Here is a 24,118-nt window from a genome sequence, read left to right as displayed (position 1 = left end):
GCGCAGCTACGCCGCGTGCCCGTCGCCTTCGTCACCGTCGTCGTCGGGTGCGAGCAACCGCTGCGGGTGGTGGTGGTAGTTGATGCGGGGTTGGCCGGTGTCGAGTTCGGGGGGTGGGATCCATTCGACGCCGTTGGGTCCGATGGTGACGGTCCAGCCGTGTTCGGCGAGGCGGTTGTCCGCGCCGCAGGCGAGGACTTCTTCGTCGATGTTGGTTTGTCCGTGGTTCTTGGCCCAGCCGTTGACGTGGTGGACCTGGGTGCCGTAGCCGGGGACGGTGCAGCCGGGTTTGGTGCAGCCGCGGTCGCGGGCGTGCAGCACGATGCGATGCGCTGTGGGGGCGATCCGCTTGGACCGCCCGCAGTGCAGCACCTCGGCGGTGTGCTGGTCGAACACCACCAGGTAGTGCATCGCGTGCGACGCCATCCGGATCAGATCCGCCATCGGCAGCAGCGACCCACCGGCGGTCACGCCGCTGCCGGTCGCCTTCTCGAGGTCTTGCACCGTGGTGGACACGATCACCGTGACCGGTAACCCGTTGTGCTGGCCGAGTTCTCCCGAGGACAACGCGGTGCGTCCCAGCGCGACGAACGCGTCGTGCTGGCGCTGGCCGAGGGTGCGGGTGTCGGCGTCGATCTGGGCCTGACTGGGGGTGCCCGAGGTGCACGGTGTGCAGTCATCGGGGTTGCACATGCCCGGGGCGCCCTGTTTGGCGAGGATCGGTTCCCAGGTGGCGCGCGCCTCGGGAGTGAGCCAGCCGGTGATGCGGCTCATCCCGTCGGGCTGCTGCGGACCGAGGTGCACCTGACGTTTGCGGGCGCGGTCGCGGTCATCGGGTTCGGGGCCGTCCTGATCGATCAGGATCGCCAGCCGTGCGCTGGCTCGCCGGAGGTCGTCGGGTCCGAACTTGGTCGCCACCCCCAGCAGGTCGGTCTCGCACTGTTCGCGGGTGGTGGGGTCCACCCAGTGGGGCAGTGTGGTGAAGAAGTCGCTGATCACGGTGACGTGTTCGGGCCCGATCCGTCCCTCGGACTGCGCGACGGCGGTCGGCTCGAACATGGGCGCCAACGGTTCTCCGGTGAACGCGGTGCGGGGGCCCAGTTCGGTGGCCTCGGCGAGGCGGCGGGCGGCGTCGCGGCCCGAGATTCGCAACCGTTGGGTGAGGACGTCCTTCAAGGACTTCGCGCCCAGCGCGGTCGGGGCGGCTTCGCGTTGCAGGCGGGCGATGACCCGGTGTTCGAGGGTGGGCATCGCCCACGGGACGGTCTCCACCTCGCCGAGCAGCTCCAGGAGTTCGGTGTGGGTGAACGCGTCGCAGTCCAGCTCGGCCAGCTCCGCGGCCGCCGCGCGGTAGGCGGCGACCGCGGTGGTGACCCGATCCGAAATCATGACTCGAACACTAGTTCGACCCACCGACAGAACGCCCCGCCGATGTGACCAGTGAAACTGAAGTGACAGAAGAGTTTTCAGGGACTACGACCCGAAATCCCGATCGAACTCAACTGACCTGAATGACGACTTTGCCTCTCGCATGGCCGATTTCGACGGCTGCCACCGCGTCGGCAGCCTCGTCAAGCGGACGGACGTCCTCGACGTGGGGATCGAGCTTGCCGTCGGCCACCAGCGCGGCGACGATCTCGAGGACCCGGTGGGTCCGGTCGCGCTCGACCATGTGGCCACCCAGGTCGGCGACCGCGGAATCACCGGCGCTGATCAGCTTGGTCCGGTCGTCGATGAGGCCGGCCACGGCCTGCAGGGCCTGGCCACCCGCGAGGTCGAGGATCGCGTCGACGCCATCGGGCAGGATCTGCCTGACGCGGTCGTCGACATCGTCCCCGGAGGCGATCAACGTGGCACCGAGCGACTCGACCAGCGCCCGCTTGTCCTCGCTAGCGGTGCCGATGACGTTGATGCCGAAGTCTCTGGCGATCTGGGCGGCGGCGACGCCGACACCGCCTCCGATGCCGTTGATCAGAAGTGTCTGACCTTCTTCGAGGCCCAATTGGGTCACGCCGTCGTATGCGGTGGCCGCAGCCACCGGCAGCGTGGCGGCGTCGGTGAAGGACACGTGAACGGGCTTGTGCGCAGCGGCATTCGCGGTGACGAGGGTGTATTCGGCGTACCCACCGGAACCAGTGGCGACGGAACCGAATACTTCGTCGTTCTCGGAGAAGCCGTCGACGTCCTTGCCGACACCTCGCACCACACCGGAGACCTCGCTGCCGAGCACGGCGGGTAGGTCGCTTTCGCTGGCCGCGCCGAGCATGCCCGAGCGGATCTTCCAGTCGACGGGATTCACGCCCGCGGCGCGCACCTCCACCAACAGTTCGCCCGGCATCGGCGTGGGCATGTCCAGGTCGAGGAATTCTTGGACGTCGGGGCCACCGTTGCTTCTGTATCCGAATGCTTTGACCATCAACGAGTCGTACCCAGAACCGTCCCTCGGCAATCGCAGGTCACGGCGCCGGTCAAGGCCTCGGATCGAGTGCGGCGTCGAGGAGCTCGGCGGCGGTGCGGCCGAGGAGGCCGTCACGGCGAGCCACCCGTAGGGGGTACAGCGATTCTGCGGGCACATTCCGGAAGGCGATGACCAGCCGGTCCCGGCTCTCGGGATCGAGACCGTCGACCAGCCGATCGAGTTCCGCCCACATTTGGCCTGCCCCGACCTCGGCGATCAGGCGGCGGAGCTGCGGCTCGGACGCCTGCTTCAGAGCGGCGGAGACCATCTCGGGGGTGATCACCCCGGCGAATCTCAACATGGCGGTGTGCTCGTCGCGCTCCAGCAGTACGCCCGCGATGTCTGCCACGGTGTCGACCGGTACCGCCTGCACGATCGGTCCGAACCGGTGCGGTTCTACTGCCAGCGCCAGGTCGGCGAGTTCGCCGACGTCGAGGTCGTTGACGATCTGGTCGATCTGCGCTTCGGGTAGTTCGGCGATGACGCGGTCGAGATCGGCATTCCACGTCAGCAGCGGCACCACGGCGAGGAGGTCATGTGGGGACGCCACGCCGAGTGACGCGAACAGGCCGTCCACCTCCACGGCGCCGACGAACCCCGCCATCGCCACGTACTCCTTGCGGTGGAACAACTCCTGAGCGACCTCGCCCACGCGCGCGGCCGGGACCGCCCGCACGACGTGCTGGGCGCGGATCGGGTCGAGGGCGATCGCCAGACTTGCCAGATAGCCGACCGAGATCCGATCGACGAGGTCGCGTGCCTTGGCTGGCTCGAGGACTTCGGCGACGAGGGCGGCGCCGGCCGGCGACAGGAACTTCTCGGCGAGCTTTCCGGCAATCGGCCCGGGAATCGTCTGAGCCAACCCCGCCACGCGCGCGAACCGGTGTCGCTTGTCGGCCGCGAGCCGGTTGGCGATCTGTGCGTGCAGTGTCTTCAGGTCGTCGTCCGGCACCGACACCAGAGCATCCAGATCGCTGGTGTCGACTCCGAGGAGTACGGCAATCCGGCTCAGCGTGTCCGTCATCCGAGCAGCGCCTTGCGGACCATGCCGCGAAACGGCAGCGGCACGCCCTTGAGTGCGGCCGTCGCTGCGGAGTCCATCGTCGCGGCCTGGCGGCGGCGCGCATCCTCGATGTGTTCGGCGAGGCGGGCCAGCACGTCGTCGGGCAGGGCGCTCACCGTGGCCGGAGGCTCTTCACCGAGGGCATCGGCCAGGCTGGGCATCGGGATTTCCTGTCATGGGTCTGAACAACGTGGACTCTCGGAGACGCTATCGCGCCATCGTCCGCTCGCAGGTGCCCGTCTCCCCGCCGCAAGCTTAGGTTAGCCTTCACTGCATGACGACGGCGGACGGCTTCGTGGCCGAGGTCTCGGACGTCGGGCCGCGAATGCGACGCGTCGTCTTCGACGTCCCCCGGATCACCGAACTGCGCCTCCCCGGCGCGGGCGACGAGGCCCTCGGCGTCTACTTCTCGGACGGCACCGAGGGCCGCAACTACAGCGTGCGACGCCGCGGTCCCGGCGAGCACCAGATCACGTGTGACTTCGTGATACATCAGCACGGCCTCGCCAGTGACTGGGCCCGGCGGGCGCGAGTCGGCGATCGGGTGAGGCTTGATCACGCCCGCAGTTGGTACCGCCCCGCACCCTCGACCCGCTGGCAGCTGCTGGTCGCCGACCTCTCCGGCCTGCCCGCCCTGGCGCGGATCCTCGACGAACTTCCCGCCGGCGCCGAGGCCTCGGTGATCCTCGAGGTCGCCGATGACTCGGATGTCGCTTACCTGCCCGCCAGGCCCGACGTCCCGATGGTGGTCACGGTGGGCACCGGAAATGGCTACGCCCCAAGCAAACTCGGCGAGCTGGTCCGCGGCCACGCGCATCCCGACGGTCGCGGTTACTGCTGGTTCGCCGGAGAGGCCGGTGCGACCCGCGGCGTCCGCAAGCAGCTGCGTCGCGAACACGGCTGGCACGCCGACCAATACGACGTCGTCGGGTACTGGCGGTTCGATTCGGAGACGTGGGACCGCAGGTACGAGGCGGTCGGCGAGGAGATGCTGGCGGTCTACGAACGGGCACTGGCCGAGGGCAAGGGCGCCAAGGTCGCCGCCGAGGAGTACGACGAAGCGCTCGAGAGGGTCGGGCTCTAACCGTTGGACACCGCGACGATCTCCGCGAGCACCAGCCGGCATCGCATCGTCGGCCTCTGCCTGGCGGCGACCGTGCTCGCGGGAACCTGCGTGCTAAGCCTCGCGGTCGGCACCGAGAACGTCGGGCTGTCGACGGTGTGGCAGGCGGTCACCGACTACCGCGATATCGGGGACCAGTGGATCGTGCACGATCTGCGGATCCCCCGCACGCTGCTCGGGATCGTCGTGGGCATCGCGCTCGGGTTGAGCGGGGCGCTGATCCAAGGGGTGACGCGAAACCCGTTGGCCGACGCCCAGATCCTCGGTATCAACTCGGGTGCGGGGCTCTTCGTCGTCGCGGCGATCGCCTTCCTCGGACTGCGCTCGATGTGGTCCTACGTCTGGTTCGCGTTCGTCGGGGCCTTCGCGGCCATGGTGTTCGTGTACCTGATCGGGATGACGGGCCGAGCCGCCACCACCCCGGTCCGCATGTTGCTCGCCGGTGTCGCGGCAGGTGCGGTGATGGAGGGTATCTCCTTCGGCATCCGGCTGCGCAATCCCCGCGCCTTCGACTCGATGCGGTACTGGGACGCCGGTGCGCTCGACGGCCACTCCCTGGCGGTCGTCGGCGTGATCGCGCCTTTCGTCGTGATCGGTGTGGCGCTGTGCCTGTACGTCAGCCGAGGGCTGAACGCGGTCGCGCTGGGCGATGATCTCGCGGTCGCCATGGGCGGCAACGTCGTTCGCACCCGGGTGATCGGTCTCCTCGCTGTCACGCTGCTCGCCGGCGCGGCCACCGCCGGGGCGGGACCGATCGGTTTCGTAGGGCTGATGGTCCCGCACGCCGTGCGGTGGTTCACCGGCCCGGACTGGCGGTGGATCTGCGCGTACTGCGTCTTCGTCGCCCCGGCGCTGCTGCTGGCGGCCGACGTCCTCGGCCGCGTCGTCACGCGCCCGGGGGAACTCCCCGCCGGAATCGTCACGGCCCTCGTCGGCGCCCCGGTCCTGATCTGGCTGGTCCGACGCAGAGGCGCGGCCGCGCTGTGAGCCCGCTCGACACGGTTGACTTCGGGCACCGGCAATTGGTCCTCCGCCGCGAGCCCACGGTGTCGCTGCGGGTGCCATGGCGCAGCCTCGCGGTGCTGTCGATCCTCGGCTCGGCGGCGCTGGGGCTGGCCGTCCTTGCGCTGGGTGTCGGCCAGTACGACGTCGCGCCCGGCCAGGTGCTGTCGATCCTGCTGGGTCGCGACCACTCCTTCGCGAGTGTCCTGGTCCTCGAGTGGCGGATGCCGCGAATCCTGTTGGCGCTGTTGATCGGTGCCGCTCTCGGCATCTCCGGCGCGATCTTCCAGGCGCTGACGCGCAACCCGCTGGGAAGCCCGGACGTCATCGGCTTCGACTTCGGCGCCTACGCGGGGGCCCTGATCGCGATCGCACTGCTCGGCGGCGGCTACTACACGATTGCGGTGAGCGCAGTGCTCGGGGGCCTCGCCACAGCCGTGGTCGTCTACGTGCTGTCCTACCGCAATGGGCTCGCGGGCTTCCGCCTCATCATCGTCGGGATCGCCGTCAGCGCGGTACTGAGTTCACTCTGCCAGTGGATCATCCTGAAGAGCCGCCTGCGTCAGGCGATTACGGCATCCATCTGGCAGCAGGGGTCGCTCAGCGGACTGGAGTGGGCGCAGGTCCTTCCCGTCGTGGGCGGCCTGGTCATCGCCGTCGCGATGCTGCTGGTCGTCGGGCCCGCGCTCCCCATCCTGCAGATGGGGGATGATGCCGCAGGCGCCGTCGGCCTGCGGCCGGAGCGAATTCGACTGGCCTACTTCGGCATCGGAGTGCTGCTGATCGCGGTCGCGGCGGCGGCAGCGGGCCCGATCTCCTTCGTGGCGCTGGCCGCACCGCAACTGGCGCGGCGGTTGACGGGTGCCCCCGGCGTCGGGTTGACGTCGGCGGCGGTGATGGGGGCGTTCCTGCTGCTGGCAAGCGATCTGATCGCCGTCAAGGTCTTCGCACCCGCCGAGCTGCCGGTCGGTGCGGTGACCGTGACGCTGGGTGGGCTCTACCTCGTCTATCTGCTCGTCGTCCAGGCGCGGCGTCGGTGACGGAAGGGGATGATGTCCGAATACGCGAGCCTCGGCGCTCGAGACCTGTCGCTCGGCTACGGGGCCACCCCGATCGTCGAGGGTCTCACCGTCGAGATCCACCCCGGTGCGGTCACCGCCATCGTCGGCCCCAACGCCTGCGGCAAGTCCACGCTTCTGCGGGGTCTGGCGCGATTGCTGAGTCCCTCGGGGGGACAGGTGATCCTCGACGGCAGCGACATCACCCGCCTGCGCACCAAAGACGTGGCCCGGCGGCTGGGTCTGCTTCCGCAGACGTCGATCGCACCCGAGGGCATCACGGTCGCCGACCTGGTCACCCGCGGACGCTTCCCGCATCAGACCATGCTGCGCCAGTACTCCCGCGACGATCAGCGGTCGGTCGCCGACGCAATGGCCGCGACGGGCGTGACCTCGATCTCCGGACGACCGGTCGACGAACTCTCCGGTGGCCAGCGCCAACGCGTGTGGATCGCGATGGTGCTCGCCCAGCAGACGCCGCTGATCCTGCTCGACGAGCCGACCACGTTCCTGGACATCGCCCATCAGATCGAACTACTCGAACTGTTCGCCGAACTGAACGCCGAGCAGGGCCGCACCATCGTGGCGGTGTTGCACGACCTCAACCACGCGTGCCGTTTCGCCGACGAGATCATCGCCATGAAGGCGGGTTCGGTCGTGGCGCAGGGCAACCCGTCCGACGTCATCACCGCGGACCTCGTCGAGGCCGTCTACGGACTGGCGTGCCAGGTCATCGACGACCCCGAGACGGGGACGCCGCTGGTGATCCCGCGGGCGTCGCGCCGGTTCCTCGCGAGCAGACGCAAAGGGCCCTGAATCGCGGAGTTTAAGGGCCCTTTGCGACTGCTCGGCGAGGAGGGTGGGTTCAGGCGTCGGACAGGTCGGCGACGGGCTTGCCGGTCAGCGCATTGCTCAGTTGGGGGACGAGCACGTCGAGGGCGTAGAGCATCGCGTCGGGTCCGCCGAAGGCGATCGCACCGCTGAGCGTGGAGTCCGAGCCGGCGTAGAGCGTGCGGTCGTCGCGGACGACGGCCAGGCGCTGGAAGGAGGGCACCGCCGCCATCTGCTCCTTGGTCAGGCCGTTGACGAAGAGCACGTCACCATCGAGGATATCCAGCTTCTCCTCGGAGACGTCGCCGACCGTGTCCTTCGTGTCGAACCCGAGCCGGTCGAAGATCGCATTGCGCGGATCGCCCTTGCCGATCACGTAGTGCGCGTTGGCCTCCGAGGTGAAGTCGGAGATGAGCGTCTTGCCGGCGAACTCGGGATGCGCTGCCGTCGCCTCGGCGAACTTCGCGTCGACCCGATCCACCAACTGCTGAGCCCGGTCCTCGCGGCCGAGCGCCTTGCCCGTGGTCACGAGCTGGACGTTCCATGGCGTCTCCTCGTCGGGGTAGTCCGCGGACTGCACGACGGTGGGAGCGATCTGCGAGAGCCGGTCATAGGTCTTCTGGTCGATGGTCTCGTTGATGGCGAAGATGACGTCGGGCTTGGCCGCCGCGATGCCCTCGAAGTTGATGGTGTCCCCGTCGATCGACGGCACGCCCTTGCCGGCGGTCTCCCGCTGCACCCACGGAAAGTCGTCGTAGTTGTCGAAGTACCCGCCACGGCTGCCGACGGGGATGACACCCAGCGACAGGACGAAGTCCTGGTCGATCCACCCGGCCGTGACCACCCGCTGCGGGTTGGCGGGGATCTTCGTCTCACCGAACCGGTGGGTGATGGTGACGGTGTCGGCCGCGGCGGTCGTCTCGGCCGCCGGCGTACTGGAACTGCCGCACCCGGTCAGCAGCGTGAACCCGAGGACGATCGCGGACAGGAGGGCCCACGCGCGAGGCGGCCGGGAGGAGATTCGAGATGACCACATTTGGTTAGGCTAACATTACTAACTTGTCATCAGGAGCGGTCCATAGTCGAGGTTCGCTACAGTGCACTTGGCGCCGCAGCGCCCACTCCGGCACCGATCGGTAGGGTGTCGTCCCGGCGGCCCGCAAACATGGGTCATGCGCAACGGAGCGCCACGCACGCCGTGTGTCGCCCGATGACGTGAAATTGGAGCAGTCTCTTGGCCCTCAACACCATCGCGCTGGAACTCGTCCCGCCCAACGTCGACCGCGGCGCGGCGTACGCCGTCGACGAGGCCCACAAGGTGCTGCAGCTCGCCTCCGACGCCGGCATCGAGGGCCGCATCCGGCACGTGATGATCCCCGGGATGATCGAGGAGGACGACGACCGTCCCATCGAGATGAAGCCGAAGCTCGACGTGCTCGAGTACTGGTCGATCATCAAGCCGGAACTGCCGGCGATGAACGGACTCTGCACCCAGGTGACCTCGTTCCTCGACCAGCCCGCGCTGGCTCGACGTCTCGGCGACCTGCGGGATGCCGGTTTCGACGGCATCGCCTTCGTGGGCGTACCGCGCACGATGGCCGACGGCGAGGGCGCGGGCGTCGCCCCGACGGACGCCCTGTCGATGTACGACGCAGTCGTGCCGAACCGCGGAGCCATCCTCATTCCGACCCGCGACGGGGAACACGGTCGGTTCAACTTCAAATGCGACCAGGGCGCCACCTACGGGATGACGCAGCTGCTGTATTCGGACGCGATCGTCGGCTTCCTCACCGACTTCGCCGGGACCACCGAGCACCGCCCCGAGATCCTGCTGTCGTTCGGGTTCGTGCCGAAGATGGAGTCCAACGTCGGGCTGATCGACTGGCTGATCCAAGATCCCGGCAACGCCGCCGTCGCGGCCGAGCAAGCCTTCGTCAAGGAGTTGGCGGCCGCAGACCCCGCGGACAAGCGCAAGCAGATGCTCGATCTCTACAAGCGCGTCATCGACGGTGTGGGAGCCCTCGGCTTCCCGCTGAGCATCCACTTCGAGGCCACCTACGGGGTGTCCCGGCCGGCCTTCGACACGTTCGCGGAGATGTTGGACTACTGGTCGCCCGACCGCTGATCGCTCAGCGCCTGGCAGGCACCGCAAAGACGTAGTCGGCGAGCGCGGAGCCGACGGCCTGGGTGCCCGCGCCATTGGGATGTAGGGGCGCGGCGGGCCGAACCGGGGCGAAGCCCTCGATGTAGCGATCCTCCGGCGCGGCGCAGATGTCATGGCCCACCGACAGTGCGCGCGTGTCGAAGAATTCGGCGCCGGCATCCTCGGCGATCCGTCGCAGCCGTCCGTCGAGCTCGTCGATCTTCGCTTGGAAGTAGGCGGCGTCGGTCGGATTGATCGGCTCGTCGGGGAAACAACCCTCGGGCCGCACGTACGTGCCGTACCCGACGACGATCACCCGCGCCGCCGGCGCCTTGTCGCGGATGGCGGCCACGAGGTCCGACCAGTCGTCGGCATCCGCGTCGATGGCTTGGGAGATGGTGTCGACGCCGTCGGTGACCAGGTCGGGCATGCAGGGCTGGACGTCCAGGCTCGTCCGGCGGCAGTTCGCGGCGATCGTCGGCAGATCGACGTCGTTGCCGCCGACGGTGACCGTCACCAACTGGGTGTCCGCGGTGACGGCGTCCAGCTGCGGCGGCACGTCCCCGGTGAGGGTGGACTGCGAGCGCGACGCGAGGTGCTCGGTCCGCGCGCCGCTGCACGTCACGTCGGTGAAGGCCGACGCCTCGACGTGGCGGGCCAGGACCGACGGATAGTCGTTGGTCGACCGCAGGCACCCGGCGGGCTGCGCCTGCGGCGGGACCAGCGGCGCGGCCGCGGCCGAATCCCCCATCGCGACGTAGGTGGGGCCGTTGCCGGGAGTCCAACCGCCCTGCGGTGTCTCATCAGTCACCACCGACGGTGCCCCGGCACCCGGCGGGACGGGTGCCCGCGCGGTATCCCCGCAGGCCGAGACGAGCGATGCCGTCGCGAGGACGGCGACCGCCGTGCGGCGGATCCGGGTCGTCCGCGTCGTGGCCATCACCCCTTCATACCCAGAACCACCGACCGTGCCACTGTGGGCTGCGTGACCCTTCCCGCCGACAACCACGTGCACACGCAGTTCTCCTGGGACACCGGCCCGGTCGCCTCGATGGAGGACACCTGCCGTCGTGCCGTCGAGGTGGGTCTGCCCGCCGTCGCCTTCACCGAGCACGTCGACTTCACCGAATGGGGTGAGTGCGACCGCCCGCCGGAGGGCGCCCAGATCACAGCCCGTTCGCGCGTTCAGCCGGTCGACGTCGAGGGCTACCTCGCCAGCATCGAGCGGTGTCGCGACCTGTTCGGTGAACTCCGCATCCTCTCGGGCATCGAAGCCGGTGAGCCGCACCACTTCGAGGGCAGCGTCACCGCCGTCCTGCGAACGGGCACCTTCGACCGCGTGCTCGGGTCGCTGCACTCGATCGTGCACGACGGCCGGCTGGTCTTCGCCAATCGGCTGTTCGGCACGCTGCCCGCCCACGACGTCGTGCGGGACTACTTCGGCGAGCTGCTACGTCTCGTCGAGGGCTCCGACGTCTTCGAAGTGCTGGCGCACTGCGACTACCCCCGCCGCTACTGGCCCGCCGCGCGGGAGGGGACCTACCGGGAAGGCGACTTCGAGGAGGAGTACCGCACGGTGTTCCGTGCGCTCGCCGCGTCGGACCGGCCACTGGAGTTCAACACCGCCAGCCCGCTCGCGTCGACAACGTTGATGCGGTGGTGGTACGAGGAGGGCGGCGGTGCGGTGTCCTTCGGCAGCGACGCACACGTGCCCCTGCGGGTCGGAGACAAGTTCGGGATCGCGGTCGACGTGGTCGAGGCCGCGGGCTTCCGGCCCGGCCGTGACGAGTACGACTTCTGGCGGCGCTGACCGCCCGCGGCGAACGCCTATCGTTGATCCAGTGTCCGAACCGTCCCGTGGCGATCTGAGCGAGCTCCGCGCCCGCCTCGATGGCCTCACGATCCGCGATGCCGACCGGTTGCGGCGTCGACTTCGTGGGGTGCGCGGGGACGATCCCCACGCCTTGGCCAAGATCGCCGAACAGGTCACGACGGGCGAGGCGCTGGTCGCCACCCGCCGTGCCGCAGTGCCCGAGATCAGCTACCCCGATTTGCCCGTGAGCGAGATGCGCCACGACATCGCCAAGGCCATCGGCGAACACCAGGTGGTCGTGATCGCCGGGGAGACCGGATCGGGCAAGACCACGCAGCTGCCGAAGATCTGCCTCGAGCTGGGCCGGGGCATCCGCGGGACCATCGGCCACACCCAACCGCGACGGCTCGCCGCCCGTACCGTCGGCCAGCGCATCGCCGACGAGTTGGGTGTCCCGCTCGGGGAGGCCGTCGGCTATACGGTCCGGTTCAACGATCACGCGAGTGACCGCACGCTCGTCAAGCTGATGACCGACGGCATCCTGCTCGCCGAGATCCAGCGGGACCGTCGGCTGTTGCGCTACGACACCCTGATCCTCGACGAGGCGCACGAACGCAGCCTGAACATCGACTTCCTGCTCGGCTATCTGCGCGAGCTGCTGCCACGACGGCCCGACCTGAAGGTGATCGTGACGTCGGCGACGATCGAACCCGGCCGATTCGCAGCCCACTTCGGAGATGCCCCGATCGTCGAGGTGTCGGGACGGACGTACCCCGTCGAAATCCGGTACCGCCCCTTGGAAGTCGTCACGCGTGCGGACGACGGTTCCGAGGATCCCGACGATCCGGACCATGACGTGATCCGCACGGAGGTCCGCGACCAGACCGAGGCGATCATCGACGCGGTGCGCGAACTGGAGGCCGAGCCGCCCGGTGACGTGCTGGTGTTCCTGTCCGGCGAGCGCGAGATCCGTGATACCGCAGAGGTATTGCGCGAGGCGTTCAGCTTCACCGAGGTGCTCCCGCTGTACGCGCGCTTGCCGACCGCGGAGCAGCAGAAGGTCTTCGCGCCATCACATTCGCGCCGCCGGGTGGTGCTGGCCACCAACGTCGCCGAGACGTCGTTGACGGTGCCGGGAATCCGCTACGTCGTCGACCCCGGGATGGCCCGCATCTCCCGCTACAGCCGCCGGACCAAGGTCCAGCGCCTGCCCATCGAACCGATCTCGCAGGCGTCGGCGGCCCAGCGCGCCGGCCGGTCGGGACGTACCGCGCCGGGTGTGTGCATCCGCTTGTACTCCGAACCCGACTTCGAATTACGGCCCCGCTACACCGATCCCGAGATCCTCCGCACCAACCTGGCCGCCGTCATCCTGCAGATGGCTGCACTCGGCCTCGGCGACATCGAGGACTTCCCCTTCTTGGACCCACCGGATGCACGCAGCATCCGCGACGGCGTGCAACTGCTCCGCGAGCTCGGCGCATTCGACGGCGATGGCGCGATCACCGACCTGGGCCGCCGGCTCGCCAAGCTTCCGCTGGATCCGCGCGTCGGTCGGATGATCCTCGCCGCCGATGCCGAGGGCTGCGTCCGCGAGGTGCTCGTGCTGGCCGCGGCGCTGTCGATCCCCGATCCGCGCGAGCGACCGACCGACCACGAGGAGGCCGCGCGCCAGAAGCACGCGCGGTTCGCCGACGACTTCTCCGACTTCAGTGCCTACCTGAATCTCTGGCGTTATCTAGGCGAGCAGCGAAAGGCCCTGTCGGGCAGTGCGTTCCGCCGCATGTGTCGCACGGAATACCTGCACTACCTGCGGATCCGTGAGTGGCAGGACCTGGCGGGTCAGCTGCGGAGCATCGCCCGCGACCTCGGCATCCGCGAGACCGACGATCCCGAACCCGCCGACCCGGCGCGGGTGCATGCCGCACTGCTCGCGGGTTTGTTGTCGCACATCGGCTTTCGCGAGGTGGACAACAAGGATTCCCGGGACTATCAGGGGGCACGCAACTCGAAGTTCGTCCTCGCGCCGGGATCGGTGCTCACCAAACGCCCACCGCGGTGGGTCGTCGTCGCCGAACTGGTCGAGACCAGTCGGCTGTTCGGCCGGATCGCGGCGCGCATCGAACCGGAAACGGTCGAACGCGTCGCGGGTGACCTCGTTCAGCGCACCTACAGCGAACCGCACTGGGACGCACGGCGCGGTGCGGTGATGGGCTACGAGCGGGTCACGCTGTACGGGCTGGCGCTGGTCGCGCACCGCCGCATCAACTACGCGCAGGTCGATCCGGCGGTCGCCAGGGACCTCTTCATCCGCCATGCCCTCGTCGAGGGTGACTGGCAGACCCGGCACCACTTCTTCCGCGACAACGCAGCGCTGCGAACCGAACTCGCCGAGCTGGAGGAACGCGCCCGCCGCCGCGACCTCCTCGTCGACGATGACGAGATCTACGCCCTCTACGACGCCCGCGTGCCACCGGAGGTGGTGTCGTCACGTCACTTCGACGGGTGGTGGAAGAAGCAACGGCACCGCACGCCGGATCTGCTGACCTTCGCCCGCGACGACCTCCTGCGCCACGACGACGACACGGATCAGCCGGACACCTGGGAGGCCGACGACCTGTCGCTGCCGCTGACGTACCGCTTCGCGCCGGGCCGAGAGGACGACGGTGTCACCGTGCACATACCGGTGCAGGTGCTCGCCCGTCTCGGCGGTGATGAGTTCGCCTGGCACGTCCCGGCATTGCGTGAAGAGCTGATCACCGCACTCATCAAGTCGCTCCCCAAGGACCTGCGACGGAACTTCGTACCGGCACCTGACACCGCGCGGGCCGTGGTCGGCTCGATCGACCCGACCGCCGGACCGCTGCTGGATGAATTGCAGCGGGAGCTGCGGCGCCGCACCGGCGTACTGGTCCCGATCGCGGCATTCGACCTCGAGAAGATCCCCGATCACCTGCGCGTGACGTTCGCCGTGGAGGCCGACGACGGCACCGAGCTGGCGCGCGGCAAGGATCTCGAGGCGCTGCAGGAGCGACTCGCCGCGCCGGTCCGCGACGCCGTCGCCGACGCCTTCGCCGGTGAGCTCGAGCAGCGGGGTCTTCGGGCGTGGCCGGTCGGTCTCGACGAGTTGCCGCGGGTGGTGGAGACCACCGGCGGTGGACGTGCCGTGCGGGGCTATCCGGCCCTGGTCGACGAACGCACCTCGGTAGACGTGCGGGTGTTCGCTACGCCGGCGGAACAAACGGCCGCGATGGCGCCGGGCACCCGTCGCCTCCTGCGGCTTTCGGTGCCGTCGCCGACCAAATCCGTTGAGAAGTCACTGGATATGCGCACGCGTCTGATGTTGGGCGCCAACCCGGACGGTTCACTCGCCGCGCTGCTGGACGACTGCGCCGACGCCGCGGTGGCGGTCCTCGCGCCGAAGCCGGTGTGGACCCGCGCCGAGTTCACCGCCCTGCAGAGCCGGGTGGCGACGGCCATCGCCCCGACGATGCAAGACATCCTCAACCGCGTCGAACGGGTGCTGGCGGCACTCCGCGAGGTCGAGCTCGCCCTGCCCGCCGCACCGTCACCGACCCAGGCGGAGGCCATCGCCGACATCCGTGCCCAGCTGGCCGCCTTGCTTCCGGTGGGCTTCGTCGCCGCCACCGGTGGCACGCATCTGCTGGATCTGGCGCGTTACGTGACGGCGGTCGGCCGACGCCTCGACAGGCTGCCGCACGGGATCAACGCCGACCGCGACCGGATGCAGCGGGTGCACCAGCTACAGCAGGCGTATGGCGAAGTGGTTCAGGCGCTTTCACAGTCGCGGGCGGCGGCCGAGGACGTGCGGGACGTCGCTCGTCTGATCGAGGAGTTCCGGGTCAGCCTGTGGGCCCAACAGCTGGGCACCGCGAGACCGGTCAGTGAGCAGCGCATCTACCGCGCCATCGATGCCATCACCCGGTCATAGCGACTGCAGGAACTCCACCAGCGCCGCGCTGACCTCCACATGCCGCTCCTGTTGCAACCAGTGCCCGGCGCCGGGGAACACCTTCAGCCCGCGCAGGTTCGGTAGGTCGGCCCGCATGCCGTCGAGCGCGTCGTCGGTGTTGCCCGCGATGAGATCGTGCTCACCGGCGAGGTAGAGCGACGGTTGGTCGATGACCGCCCCGACGAACGGTGCGAGAACGGTTGGTAGCGCATTGAGGTTGCGGTACCAGTTGAGCCCGCCGCGAATCCCCTTGCGGGACAACTCCTCGACGTAGGTGGCGACGTCGGCCTCGGTGATCCAGCCGGGAAGCTGCCGAGGTGACACCAGCTGGTCGATGACCCGCTCGCCCATGGGGAAGTATCCGTCCCAACCGCTTTCGCGCACACCGTCTTCGACGATGTCACCGCTGACGGTGTACAGGAAGCCGCGGACGAAGTGCTCGAGGTCGGCCTCCGCCTCGGCCTCGGCGACGCCGGGCTCTTGGAAGTACAGCCGGTAGTAGTCGCGGTCGTCACCGGCCGCCGCCCGCATCAGATCGTTCATCGTCAGGCCGGGCGGGAAGCCGCCGATCGGCGGGGTGTAGGGCACGCTGAGGGCTGCTACGGCGCGGAAGACGTCGGGCCGCATCACCGCGCTGTACCAGGCGACGGGCGCACCCCAGTCGTGGCCCACGATGACCGCCTCGTCAGCGCCGAGGGCTGCGACCACGCCCACCGTGTCACCCACCAGATGGCTCATCGTGTACGCGCCGACGTCGTCGGGCGCGCTGGTCCGGCCGTACCCGCGCATGTCCATCGCCACCGCCCGGAAACCCGCGTCGGCCACGGCCTCGAGTTGGTGGCGCCAGGAGTACCAGGATTCGGGAAAGCCGTGGCAGAACAGCACCAGCGGGCCCGCACCCGCCGATACGGTGTGGATCGAGATTCCGTTGGCCTCGATGTCTTGGTGAGTGAGTGTCACGAGGCCATCCTGCCGCCTGACGCGCCCATGAAGAAGGGGCACCCGCAATGCGGATGCCCCCAATTCCTTGAGTACGCTCAGCGGCTCTGGTGAACCGTGGTGTCGACCTGAGGAACGTTGACGGTCTGCGTGATCTGATCGATGAACGCGTGGTGCTCGATGTCGGCCTGTGCGGCACCGGAGAAACCCAGGGCACTGGCGGCGAGTCCACCGGCGACGATCGTGGCGAAGCCGAATTTCTGAATGTTCTTCATGATGCTGATCCCTTCATCTCGAACGTGTTCGAGTCGTGGCGTTGATGCCGCGCTTCGGACGCTCTTACCGGTGGAAGCCTCTTCGTCCCGGTCTGGTGGCTTCAACCGGCGGGGTGGGGCTTTCATTCCGCCTGTGTCGGGTGCCACATCAGCAGATGGGGATCGGAATAGTCTGTGCCGCAGAGCCGTTCAAGGACAGGTAAACCCGTAGCAACATCGCCGCAGTCGCGGCTCTAAGGATCCACTCGTGCACTTCTCAGTTCGTTACCTGACCCCGCTGGCCGTCGCCGCTGGTGCCGCGATCGCGATTGCCGCAGCACCCACGGCTGCCGCGTCCCCGCTCACCTGCACCGACGTCGGCTCGGCCACGCAATGCGTCTCACCCGGCAACAGTCAGATCACGGCCAACGTGCCGGTGATGCAGCGGCCGCCCCAGATCATCATCATCCACCGCAACAGGTGGTAGCAGTCACCCTCTGAGCGAGCGCACCTGGCCCGCGATCGCCACGAACTCGGCCATGTCCTGCAGGCGACCCACCGGCTGCAAGGCGATGTCGTCCACACCGGCGGCGACGTACGGGTCCATACCCGCGGCGATCTGCCCGGCGGCGCCGCCGACGCCGAACGGATCCCCGGGGGGCACCTCCAACCGGACGGCTTCCGCGGCGAGGCGTTCGTCGGCGTCGTTCCCGGGGGCGCACACCACGAACATCACCGTGCTGAAGGGTCCGGCGCCACCCGCAGCCCGGCCGTCGGCTACGTGCGCGAGCGCAGTGTGCACCGTCCGGGTCGAATAGCTGCTGTCCACCAGGACCCCGTCGGCGATCTCGCCGGCCAGCCGCAGCGTCTTCGGACCGGTGCCGCCGATCAGGATCGCGGGCCGACGCTCGGGCACGAACTCGAGGCGGACGTCGGACAGCTGGACGTACCGGCCCTCGACGCTGACGGTGTCGCCGGCGAGCAGGCTCCGCAGGGCGTTGGTGTACTCCCGGAGCAGCGTCAGCGGCGAGGCGACCGCCGCCCCGGCCTGTCGCATCCAGCTCTGGACGCCGTGGCCCACGGCGATGCGGCTGCGGCCGGGGAACATCGCCTCCAGCGTGGCGAACTCCATCGCGGCCGCGGTGACGTTGCGCAGGGGGGCCGGAATCAGACCGATCCCGACGGTCAGTCGTTCGGTCGAGGCGAGCGCGACGGCCACCTGAGCGATGCCGCCCTGTTGAAAGCAGTCCTCCCACAACCACAATTCGTCGACCCCCGCGGCCTCTGCTGCGGACGCGACCGCGCGCAGGCCGTCGGGGTGGAAGTCCGGGCGGTAGATGACGCCGATGCGGGTGCTCACCGCCCCATCATGCGTGATCGCGGACAAACACCTCGGAGATACCGACGCGGCCATACACTTTCGCCGTGGTCGGCGAGGCTGGTTCCGTTCCGTTGGAGCCCGACGACGCCCACATCCTGAGCCTCGAATCGGCCGTCATCATGGGGCACACGCTGAAGCTCAATGTCCTCGAGCCGGCCGCGACGCCCTTGGACCTCGACGCGCTGCGGGCCGCTGTGCTCGCCCGCCTCTCGGCGGAGACCCGCGCCACCCAGCGAGTGGACACCTCGGCGACCGAGCCACGTTGGGTGGAGGCGCTCGACTTCGACATCCGCGATCACGTGCGCCGGCAACCCAGCGGGGACGACCTCACGCGGGCAGGCCTCTGGCAAGCGGTCAGCGGGTTGATGGCCGAGCATCTCGACCGCGCGAAACCGCTGTGGACGTTCGACGTGATCGGCCCGCTGGCCGACGGCCGCGAGGCGATCGCCGTGCGCATCCATCACGCGATGGCCGACGGGATCGCCGCCATCGGGTTCCTCGACGCCGTGCTCTGGGACGTTCGCGCCGCCACCGCGGTCGCGCCGCCGAGGCGTGTGCCTCCGGCCACGTCGAGCCGGATCGGCGAGGCGAGGCGAATGCCGTCGGCCGTGGTGCGCGAACTGGGTCACCTCGCCGGGCCGTCACCACTGGACCGGCCCGTCACCGGCTCACGCGAACTCGCCTTCACGGTCGCCCCCCTGGCGGAGGTGAAGGCCATCGGAGCGTCCCGACCCGCGCGCGCCACCGTGAACGACGTCCTGCTCGCGATCGTCGGCGGCGGGCTGCACGAGTGGCTAGGCCTCGGCGACGCGGGTCGACGTCGGCATGGAGACGTTCGCGCCCAGATTCCCGTCAGCCTGCACCACCGCGACGCCGAGGCGCAGGGGCCGGGCAACCACGACTCGTTCATGAACGTCGACCTGCACCATCGCGAGCGCGACCCGCTGCGGCGGCTGGATCGGATCAGGGCCGACACCAGTCGGTGCAAGGACCTCGACGACGCCGACGAGCTCTACGACTTCCTCCACGCGCTCGGCCGGGTCAAGTACGTCGGGCCCGCCGCACTCCGGTTGGCCAACAGCCCAAGGGAATTCGCGGTCGCCATCTCCAACGTGCCGGGGCCGTCGACGCCGGTCAGCGTCGCGGGCCGGCGGGTGACGCAGCTGTTCTCGTCGTCGGAGCCCGCGCCGCACCACGCGCTGCGCATCTCGGCGATCTCGTGCGCCGAGGAGATCGGGATCGGGCTGTGCACCGACCCGCTCGCCTTCCCGGACATCGCGCGACTGGCGGACAGCATCGAGGCGTCCTACCTGGAGCTGCGCGGGGCGGCCCTGGGAGTTCGTGGCGACTGAGTCGGATCACCCTGCGCTGGAGCCTATGTGGCCGCGCGGCGGCGAGCGGCTCGTTTGATGGCCTCTGGGAGGGCGTCCGCCGCGAGGATGTCGGGCAGGAGGTCCGGCTCGACCATGAGCGCCCGGTATACGAAGCCGACGGTGATGCCGTGCGCCGGACGTTCCACCACCTCGACGAGGTCTCCGCCGGACACGGATCCCGGTTCGATCACCCGCAGATAGCCACCCGGCGTATCGCCGTGTGCGAATGTCTTGATCCAGCCGGTGATTCCGAGTCGCTTGGCGAAGGTCTTGCATGGTGTCCTGGGGCTGGTCACCTCGAGCAGCACGCCATCGGAGCCGACGCGCCAGCGCTCACCGATCACCGCACCGGTCACGTCGACGCCCGACGTGGTGAAGTTCTCGCCGAACATGCCGTTGGTGAGCTCGCGGTCCAGTCGGGCCGCCCACGCGTCGAGATCCTCGCGGGCGTAGGCGTAGACGGCCTGATCGTCGCCGCCGTGCAGCTTGCGGTTGCCGATCACGTCGCCGGCGATCCCGCTGCCGAGCCCGCCGCGCTTGGAACCCGGTGCCCGGACGGCGAGAGCACCGCGGGTCGGCCGCTTGTCGATTCCCGTCTTGGGGGCGTCGCCGTCCGCCTCGACCTGCGTTCGATTCACCGTCAATACCGTTGCCACCCCACGAGGCTAGTGCTCCTAGCCGCCGTTCTGGGCGGCCGCCGCATCCCGCAGGATCTGCTGCAGACGTTCCAGCGGGTCACCGACCCCGGGATTGAGCTGGAGCTGACGGTCCGGGTCCGTCGGCGCCGACCCCGACGGCGACAAGGGTGCCGACGGCGGTGGCGCCCCGGGCGGCGGCGGCGGGGGCGGTGGTGCGACCGAGACGGCGGCGATCTTGTCGGCGAGCCGCGCGGCCGCCGTGTCCAGCAGCGGCCGGCGCTCCTCGTCGGGATCGGAGCTGCCGAGGAAGCAGCCGTCGGGCGCGTCGTCGACGACCGCCAACGCGCTGCGGTACCAGCGCACGGCGGTCCTGCCGTCGAACACGTCGGCAGCGCGGTCGCCCAGGGTCTCCCTGACCAGTTCGAGATTGACGCGAACGGGACACGACTCCGACGCCGCGATGAGGGCCAGCGCCTCGCCGAACCGCGCGTCGGCGTCGGCGAGGCGATTCTCCAGCACGGCCAGGTCACCCGCCGCGAACGGCGCCTTCGCGGGTTCGACGACGTCGAGCAACTCGAGCACGGCGACGTCACCGCGCATTCCCCCGGCGTCGCGTTCGGCGAACGCGGTCGCGGCCGAGTCGCCGGCGATCACCACCGACCACGCCTTCACCACCACGACGACGAGCACGATCACGACGGGTGCGGAGAACACCAGGAGCCGACGCCGCAGCCGCTCCCGGCGCGACCCGCCTCGCCACCACTGACCGGTCATACGTTCACGTCCGCGGTGATCAGGCGGGTGCGGCGGAACTCCCGCAGCACGAAGTAGAGCTCGACGAGCACCAGCGCGGCCGCCAGAAGTGCCGGTGCCCAATAGAGTTCCGTCCGGCCCGCGGAGTCGGTGGCCGAGGGCGGGCGGGAGGCACCGACGTCGGCGGCGTCGTCCGGCAGCACCGACGCCAGCGGTTCGGCGCCATTGCGCGTCAGATATGGCACGCCGATCTGATCGGCGACGCCGCGCAGCGCAGGTTCGTCGAGCGGCGACCGGGTGACGGCCGTGCCGGGGATCGGACCGCCCGCGGCCGTGCCGTAGCCCAGCACGGCGCCGCCGTCGACCGCGCCTTCCGGCAGGTTGAAGTCGCGGGGCGGGACCTCCGACTCAGCTGCGCCGGCGCCGAGATAGAAGACCAGATTCTTGGCCCGCGGATACTGTTGCACCGCCCCGATGAGCTGATAGCGCAACATGTTCCCGGCGGCGCCCGCATTGGTCGGGGACACCGCGTCGGGTGCCGACGCGTAGGGCACGAGGGTGGACGTCACCGGTCGCAGACTCCAGGTGTCCACCGATAGCGGCCAGTCGAGCGCGGGGCGCGCCGCGAAGGAGATGACGGCGACGCGGGCCCCCGGGTACCGGTCGATCAGCGCGCCGACGTCATTGCGAGCCAGTGACATTCGCGATGCACCGTCGGCCTGGTCGGTGACCCGCATGTCGGGTGAGCGGTCCACGACCAGGAACACGTTGGGCGCATCACGATCGGCGACGCGGGTGGCGGATTCGTCACCGCGCTCGAGGACCGGCCGTGCCGCAGCCACGACGAGTAGCAGGATCGCACCCGTCAGGCCGGCCCACCGCCACAGCGCGACCCTGGTCCGGCCAGCCGGGGGCAGCCTGCGCAGGGCGGCGATGCGGGCCACCACGACGATTACGACGACGGCGATGAGCACGAGTGGCGCCAAGGCGGGTTGGAACGTCATCGGCGCTGCACCATCGGCCAACCGGCCAGCGCCACGGCCGCCGCGAGTGCGATCAACGCCGGTACGTCGGGGGACTCCGGTGGGCGCCCGCTCTCACCGTCCCCCTCGGTGAACCTGGCGGTCGGTGGATGATCGCGAATGTCGTTCAGGCTCAGGGACATGTTTGCCCCCGCGGGGAACGAGCGCCCCCCGGTGTCACGGGCCATCGACGAGAGCGCACCCGAGTCGGGGCCGGTGATGACGGTGTTCACCTGGACCCCCGCCGCGACCGCCAGGTCCCTCACCGCGTCCGCGGTGAACAGCGCCGGGCCCCTGGCGTCAGGGCGCCGCGGCGCGTCCGGTCCGACGTAGATCACCGACCGGCGTTGTGCTGCAGCCTGATCGAAGCCGGGAAACCCCGTCAGGCACAGTGCCAGCGTGTCCCGGGCGTCCTCGCTGTAATCGGTGTAGGTCACGCCCGGCGCGAACGCCGCGACGTCCCCGCGATCGCCGGCCGGCCGGGCGTAGTCCGAGAGCGTCTGCTTGGCGTACTGGTAGTCCCGCGTCAGCGGTATCACGCGGCGGTTCGGTGAGGTCAGCCCGATGCGCTGGGTACCGAACCCGTCGACCTGGCCGGCGAAGTAGTTCAGCGCGGCGCTCGCGGCCGGGTCGCTGGGCGGCCCGCCGATGCACAGCATGATGTCCTCGGGGTCACCGGCACCGGACTTCTCTGCCGCCGTGGGCAATCCGGTCGGACGCGCCCCGACGACGATCGCGGCGCCGAACATCACGACGAGCAGCCCGATCGTCACGACGGCCGCCCGCGTGCGCGCCCGGACGGCGCGCACGTACTCGGGCAAGCGGGTCAGGCGCCCCGCGTTGGCCAGCGGGCGTAGGCGGCGGCGTTCGTCGGCCATCGGGCGCATCAGCACCGCGACGATGCAGCCGGCCAGGCCGACGCAACCGACGATGACGACGAGAATCCACGTCAGGCCCACGATCGGATCAGCTCCTCGGCGTCCTGGCTGACCCGGCCGGCGTCCACCTCGGACTCCGCATTGAACTGGACGTCGATCAGGTCGGCCAGAACGTCTGCAGCCGTGCCGATCTCGCTCGTGGCGATGTCGTCGAGCTGCATGAACTCGGCGGGCACCCCGGTCGCCTCGCGGAGGAAGCGGCGCAGTTCGCGACTGACCGCCTCACCCGTTGGCGCGGCTCCGAGTTCGCCGGCCCGGTAACGGTCTCCGATGGCGTGCACCGCGCGGGCGAAGCGGTGCCTCAGGAGACGGTCGCGCGTGGCACCGAGCACGGGGACGCCACGCAGTCGTCGGCGCGGCATCGTGGCGACCACGACTGCGGCGTACCAGGCGGGCAGGGCCACGGTGAGCGCCACCGCGACCCAGAACCACCACGACGAGTAGGGCATCGGACCGATGACGTGCCCGATGAGGTCATCCGGCACGCGCATACACCTCGGTCATCGCGATCAGCCGATCACGGAGGGTGACGCTGCTCGGGATCATCGCGTGCGGGATGCCATGGCTGACCATGAACTCCGAGAGCTGTTCGCGTCGTTGCGCTTCGGCACGGCGATAGGCGTCGACCACCCGCGATCCGAGGTCCGCACCACTGAGGACGAAGCGGCCGTCACTCACGTCGAAGCCGTCGCGCTCGTCGTCGGCCGCGCCGACCGCAGGCATGTCCGACACCATTGCCCACAGGACCTCGTGCCGCGCGGTGAGCTTCGTGAGGACCTCTCCCAGTGCGGAGTCGGGATCGGGCTCGTCGGACACCACGAAGAGCAGCAGTGGCCGCCGCTGATGCGTTGCCACCCAGTTTAGTTGTGCGAGCACACGACTCGACGAGGGTCGGCTGTTGGCGTGGTCGTGATAGCGGTGCAGCATGTGTTCGACGTGGGTCTCGCCGCGACGTAGCCGGATGTCGACGCAGCCGCGGGCGTCCCCGAAGACCATGCCGATCTCGTCGGATCGCCGCAGGGTGATCAGCCCCATCGCGCCGATGACGTTGGCAGCCACGTCCCGCTTGACCTCACCGGAGGGGGTCGAGGCCGACATGTTCCGGCCCGCGTCGGCGACCACCATGATCTTGTGGTGCTTCTCGGTGACGAAGCGCTTGATCAACACCTGGCCGGAACGGGCCGACGCCTTCCAGTCGATGTCGCGGACGTCTTCGCCCGGGACGTACGGTCGAAGGTCGTCGAACTCGAGGCTGCGGGTGTGGACCAGCGCGTAGCGACCGCCTTCGAGGAGGCCGCTCGTATCGCGCCCGAAGGCCGCCTTCGCGCGGTCGAGATGGGTCCCCACCTAGTGCAC

General features: G+C 69.4%; 24 protein-coding genes. 9 read left to right on the top strand and 15 right to left on the bottom strand.

Features of this window, described 5'->3' with window-relative positions:
• Positions 1-6: 6 nt before the first annotated feature.
• The 4 genes from QUE68_RS27415 to QUE68_RS27400 all read right to left on the bottom strand — a co-directional run bounded on the left by QUE68_RS27415 (position 7) and on the right by QUE68_RS27400 (position 3,682).
• Positions 7-1,389, bottom strand: coding sequence for an HNH endonuclease signature motif containing protein (locus QUE68_RS27415; RefSeq protein WP_286274749.1), 1,383 nt, complete (start codon positions 1,387-1,389; stop codon positions 7-9).
• Positions 1,390-1,498: 109 nt separating this feature from the next.
• Positions 1,499-2,416: an NADP-dependent oxidoreductase gene (locus tag QUE68_RS27410; protein ID WP_286274748.1), complete on the bottom strand. Its 918-nt coding sequence runs from the start codon at positions 2,414-2,416 to the stop codon at positions 1,499-1,501.
• 52 nt (positions 2,417-2,468) lie between these two features.
• Positions 2,469-3,482: a hypothetical protein gene (locus QUE68_RS27405; RefSeq protein ID WP_284229928.1), complete on the bottom strand. Its 1,014-nt coding sequence runs from the start codon at positions 3,480-3,482 to the stop codon at positions 2,469-2,471.
• The gene (locus QUE68_RS27400; protein WP_284229926.1) at positions 3,479-3,682 is read right to left on the bottom strand and encodes a hypothetical protein; all 204 of its coding nucleotides are present in this window, start codon (positions 3,680-3,682) and stop codon (positions 3,479-3,481) included. Before QUE68_RS27400 ends, QUE68_RS27405 begins: the two co-directional genes overlap by 4 nt.
• A 113-nt stretch (positions 3,683-3,795) precedes the next feature.
• Here QUE68_RS27400 and QUE68_RS27395 point away from each other — a divergent pair, with 113 nt between their 5' ends.
• From QUE68_RS27395 to QUE68_RS27380, 4 genes are read left to right on the top strand one after another with little or no spacing between them, the layout of a single operon-like run.
• Entirely contained in the window at positions 3,796-4,605 is an 810-nt protein-coding gene (locus QUE68_RS27395) for a siderophore-interacting protein (RefSeq protein ID WP_284229924.1), read from the top strand.
• Between the two features lie 3 nt (positions 4,606-4,608).
• Positions 4,609-5,631, top strand: coding sequence for an iron chelate uptake ABC transporter family permease subunit (locus QUE68_RS27390; RefSeq protein WP_284229921.1), 1,023 nt, complete (start codon positions 4,609-4,611; stop codon positions 5,629-5,631).
• Entirely contained in the window at positions 5,628-6,686 is a 1,059-nt protein-coding gene (locus QUE68_RS27385; protein WP_284229920.1) for a FecCD family ABC transporter permease, read from the top strand. The genes QUE68_RS27390 and QUE68_RS27385 overlap by 4 nt, the downstream gene beginning before the upstream one ends.
• A gap of 12 nt (positions 6,687-6,698) precedes the next feature.
• Positions 6,699-7,520, top strand: coding sequence for an ABC transporter ATP-binding protein (locus QUE68_RS27380; RefSeq protein WP_284229918.1), 822 nt, complete (start codon positions 6,699-6,701; stop codon positions 7,518-7,520).
• Between the two features lie 49 nt (positions 7,521-7,569).
• On the opposite strand, the gene QUE68_RS27375 is transcribed toward QUE68_RS27380, so the two are convergent.
• Positions 7,570-8,571: an ABC transporter substrate-binding protein gene (locus QUE68_RS27375; RefSeq protein WP_284229916.1), complete on the bottom strand. Its 1,002-nt coding sequence runs from the start codon at positions 8,569-8,571 to the stop codon at positions 7,570-7,572.
• A 198-nt stretch (positions 8,572-8,769) separates the two neighbouring features.
• Between QUE68_RS27375 and QUE68_RS27370 the strand changes: the two genes are divergently transcribed.
• Positions 8,770-9,660 (top strand): mycobacterial-type methylenetetrahydrofolate reductase, encoded by an 891-nt coding sequence (locus tag QUE68_RS27370; RefSeq protein WP_284229914.1) that lies wholly within the window; start codon positions 8,770-8,772, stop codon positions 9,658-9,660.
• 4 nt (positions 9,661-9,664) lie between these two features.
• Here the strand turns inward: QUE68_RS27370 and QUE68_RS27365 are convergent, their stop codons facing one another.
• Positions 9,665-10,618, bottom strand: a complete 954-nt coding sequence (locus tag QUE68_RS27365) for an SGNH/GDSL hydrolase family protein (RefSeq protein WP_284229910.1) — start codon at positions 10,616-10,618, stop codon at positions 9,665-9,667.
• A gap of 45 nt (positions 10,619-10,663) precedes the next feature.
• On the opposite strand from QUE68_RS27365, the gene QUE68_RS27360 reads away from it, so the two are divergent.
• Both QUE68_RS27360 and hrpA read left to right on the top strand, forming a co-directional pair.
• Positions 10,664-11,488, top strand: coding sequence for a PHP domain-containing protein (locus tag QUE68_RS27360; RefSeq protein WP_284229908.1), 825 nt, complete (start codon positions 10,664-10,666; stop codon positions 11,486-11,488).
• Positions 11,489-11,519: 31 nt separating this feature from the next.
• Positions 11,520-15,443: an ATP-dependent RNA helicase HrpA gene (hrpA, locus tag QUE68_RS27355; RefSeq protein WP_286274747.1), complete on the top strand. Its 3,924-nt coding sequence runs from the start codon at positions 11,520-11,522 to the stop codon at positions 15,441-15,443.
• On the opposite strand, the gene QUE68_RS27350 is transcribed toward hrpA, so the two are convergent.
• Both QUE68_RS27350 and QUE68_RS27345 read right to left on the bottom strand, forming a co-directional pair.
• Positions 15,438-16,424 carry an alpha/beta fold hydrolase gene (locus QUE68_RS27350; protein ID WP_286274746.1) on the bottom strand — a complete coding sequence of 329 codons (987 nt, stop codon included), beginning with the start codon at positions 16,422-16,424 and terminating at the stop codon, positions 15,438-15,440. The two genes, hrpA and QUE68_RS27350, sit on opposite strands and share 6 nt — an antisense overlap.
• A gap of 77 nt (positions 16,425-16,501) precedes the next feature.
• Positions 16,502-16,678: a hypothetical protein gene (locus QUE68_RS27345; protein WP_284231473.1), complete on the bottom strand. Its 177-nt coding sequence runs from the start codon at positions 16,676-16,678 to the stop codon at positions 16,502-16,504.
• A 247-nt stretch (positions 16,679-16,925) separates the two neighbouring features.
• Between QUE68_RS27345 and QUE68_RS27340 the strand changes: the two genes are divergently transcribed.
• A complete protein-coding gene (locus tag QUE68_RS27340) occupies positions 16,926-17,144 on the top strand; it encodes a hypothetical protein (protein ID WP_286274745.1) in 219 nt (72 codons plus the stop codon).
• Positions 17,145-17,147: 3 nt separating this feature from the next.
• Here QUE68_RS27340 and QUE68_RS27335 read toward each other — a convergent pair whose 3' ends face one another.
• Positions 17,148-18,017 carry an LLM class flavin-dependent oxidoreductase gene (locus tag QUE68_RS27335; protein ID WP_284229901.1) on the bottom strand — a complete coding sequence of 290 codons (870 nt, stop codon included), beginning with the start codon at positions 18,015-18,017 and terminating at the stop codon, positions 17,148-17,150.
• A gap of 65 nt (positions 18,018-18,082) precedes the next feature.
• Here QUE68_RS27335 and QUE68_RS27330 point away from each other — a divergent pair, with 65 nt between their 5' ends.
• Positions 18,083-19,390: a wax ester/triacylglycerol synthase domain-containing protein gene (locus QUE68_RS27330; protein WP_286274744.1), complete on the top strand. Its 1,308-nt coding sequence runs from the start codon at positions 18,083-18,085 to the stop codon at positions 19,388-19,390.
• 23 nt (positions 19,391-19,413) lie between these two features.
• Here QUE68_RS27330 and QUE68_RS27325 read toward each other — a convergent pair whose 3' ends face one another.
• From QUE68_RS27325 to QUE68_RS27300, 6 genes are read right to left on the bottom strand one after another with little or no spacing between them, the layout of a single operon-like run.
• Positions 19,414-20,067, bottom strand: a complete 654-nt coding sequence (locus tag QUE68_RS27325; protein WP_284229899.1) for an MOSC domain-containing protein — start codon at positions 20,065-20,067, stop codon at positions 19,414-19,416.
• An 18-nt stretch (positions 20,068-20,085) separates the two neighbouring features.
• Positions 20,086-20,823 carry a hypothetical protein gene (locus tag QUE68_RS27320; protein ID WP_284229897.1) on the bottom strand — a complete coding sequence of 246 codons (738 nt, stop codon included), beginning with the start codon at positions 20,821-20,823 and terminating at the stop codon, positions 20,086-20,088.
• On the bottom strand, positions 20,820-21,806 hold the full coding sequence (locus QUE68_RS27315) for a vWA domain-containing protein (RefSeq protein ID WP_286274743.1): 987 nt from the start codon (positions 21,804-21,806) through the stop codon (positions 20,820-20,822). Before QUE68_RS27315 ends, QUE68_RS27320 begins: the two co-directional genes overlap by 4 nt.
• On the bottom strand, positions 21,803-22,783 hold the full coding sequence (locus tag QUE68_RS27310) for a hypothetical protein (RefSeq protein WP_286274742.1): 981 nt from the start codon (positions 22,781-22,783) through the stop codon (positions 21,803-21,805). Before QUE68_RS27310 ends, QUE68_RS27315 begins: the two co-directional genes overlap by 4 nt.
• A complete protein-coding gene (locus QUE68_RS27305; RefSeq protein WP_455012615.1) occupies positions 22,774-23,247 on the bottom strand; it encodes a hypothetical protein in 474 nt (157 codons plus the stop codon). The genes QUE68_RS27310 and QUE68_RS27305 overlap by 10 nt, the downstream gene beginning before the upstream one ends.
• Positions 23,237-24,109 carry a DUF58 domain-containing protein gene (locus QUE68_RS27300; protein ID WP_284229887.1) on the bottom strand — a complete coding sequence of 291 codons (873 nt, stop codon included), beginning with the start codon at positions 24,107-24,109 and terminating at the stop codon, positions 23,237-23,239. The genes QUE68_RS27305 and QUE68_RS27300 overlap by 11 nt, the downstream gene beginning before the upstream one ends.
• Positions 24,110-24,118 lie beyond the last annotated feature (9 nt).

Source organism: Mycolicibacterium sp. TUM20985 (assembly GCF_030295745.1).
GTDB lineage: Bacteria > Actinomycetota > Actinomycetes > Mycobacteriales > Mycobacteriaceae > Mycobacterium.
This window is presented reverse-complemented; position numbering and strand designations above follow the sequence as displayed.

Coding starts and splice junctions, on each gene's coding strand:
- QUE68_RS27315 (WP_286274743.1), bottom strand. CDS start 21,806: ATGACGTTCCAACCCGCCTTGGCGCCACTCGTGCTCATCGCCGTCGTC.
- QUE68_RS27410 (WP_286274748.1), bottom strand. CDS start 2,416: ATGGTCAAAGCATTCGGATACAGAAGCAACGGTGGCCCCGACGTCCAA.
- QUE68_RS27320 (WP_284229897.1), bottom strand. CDS start 20,823: ATGACCGGTCAGTGGTGGCGAGGCGGGTCGCGCCGGGAGCGGCTGCGG.
- QUE68_RS27380 (WP_284229918.1), top strand. CDS start 6,699: ATGTCCGAATACGCGAGCCTCGGCGCTCGAGACCTGTCGCTCGGCTAC.
- QUE68_RS27395 (WP_284229924.1), top strand. CDS start 3,796: ATGACGACGGCGGACGGCTTCGTGGCCGAGGTCTCGGACGTCGGGCCG.
- QUE68_RS27365 (WP_284229910.1), bottom strand. CDS start 10,618: ATGGCCACGACGCGGACGACCCGGATCCGCCGCACGGCGGTCGCCGTC.
- QUE68_RS27345 (WP_284231473.1), bottom strand. CDS start 16,678: ATGAAGAACATTCAGAAATTCGGCTTCGCCACGATCGTCGCCGGTGGA.
- QUE68_RS27400 (WP_284229926.1), bottom strand. CDS start 3,682: ATGCCCAGCCTGGCCGATGCCCTCGGTGAAGAGCCTCCGGCCACGGTG.
- QUE68_RS27375 (WP_284229916.1), bottom strand. CDS start 8,571: ATGTGGTCATCTCGAATCTCCTCCCGGCCGCCTCGCGCGTGGGCCCTC.
- QUE68_RS27415 (WP_286274749.1), bottom strand. CDS start 1,389: ATGATTTCGGATCGGGTCACCACCGCGGTCGCCGCCTACCGCGCGGCG.
- QUE68_RS27405 (WP_284229928.1), bottom strand. CDS start 3,482: ATGACGGACACGCTGAGCCGGATTGCCGTACTCCTCGGAGTCGACACC.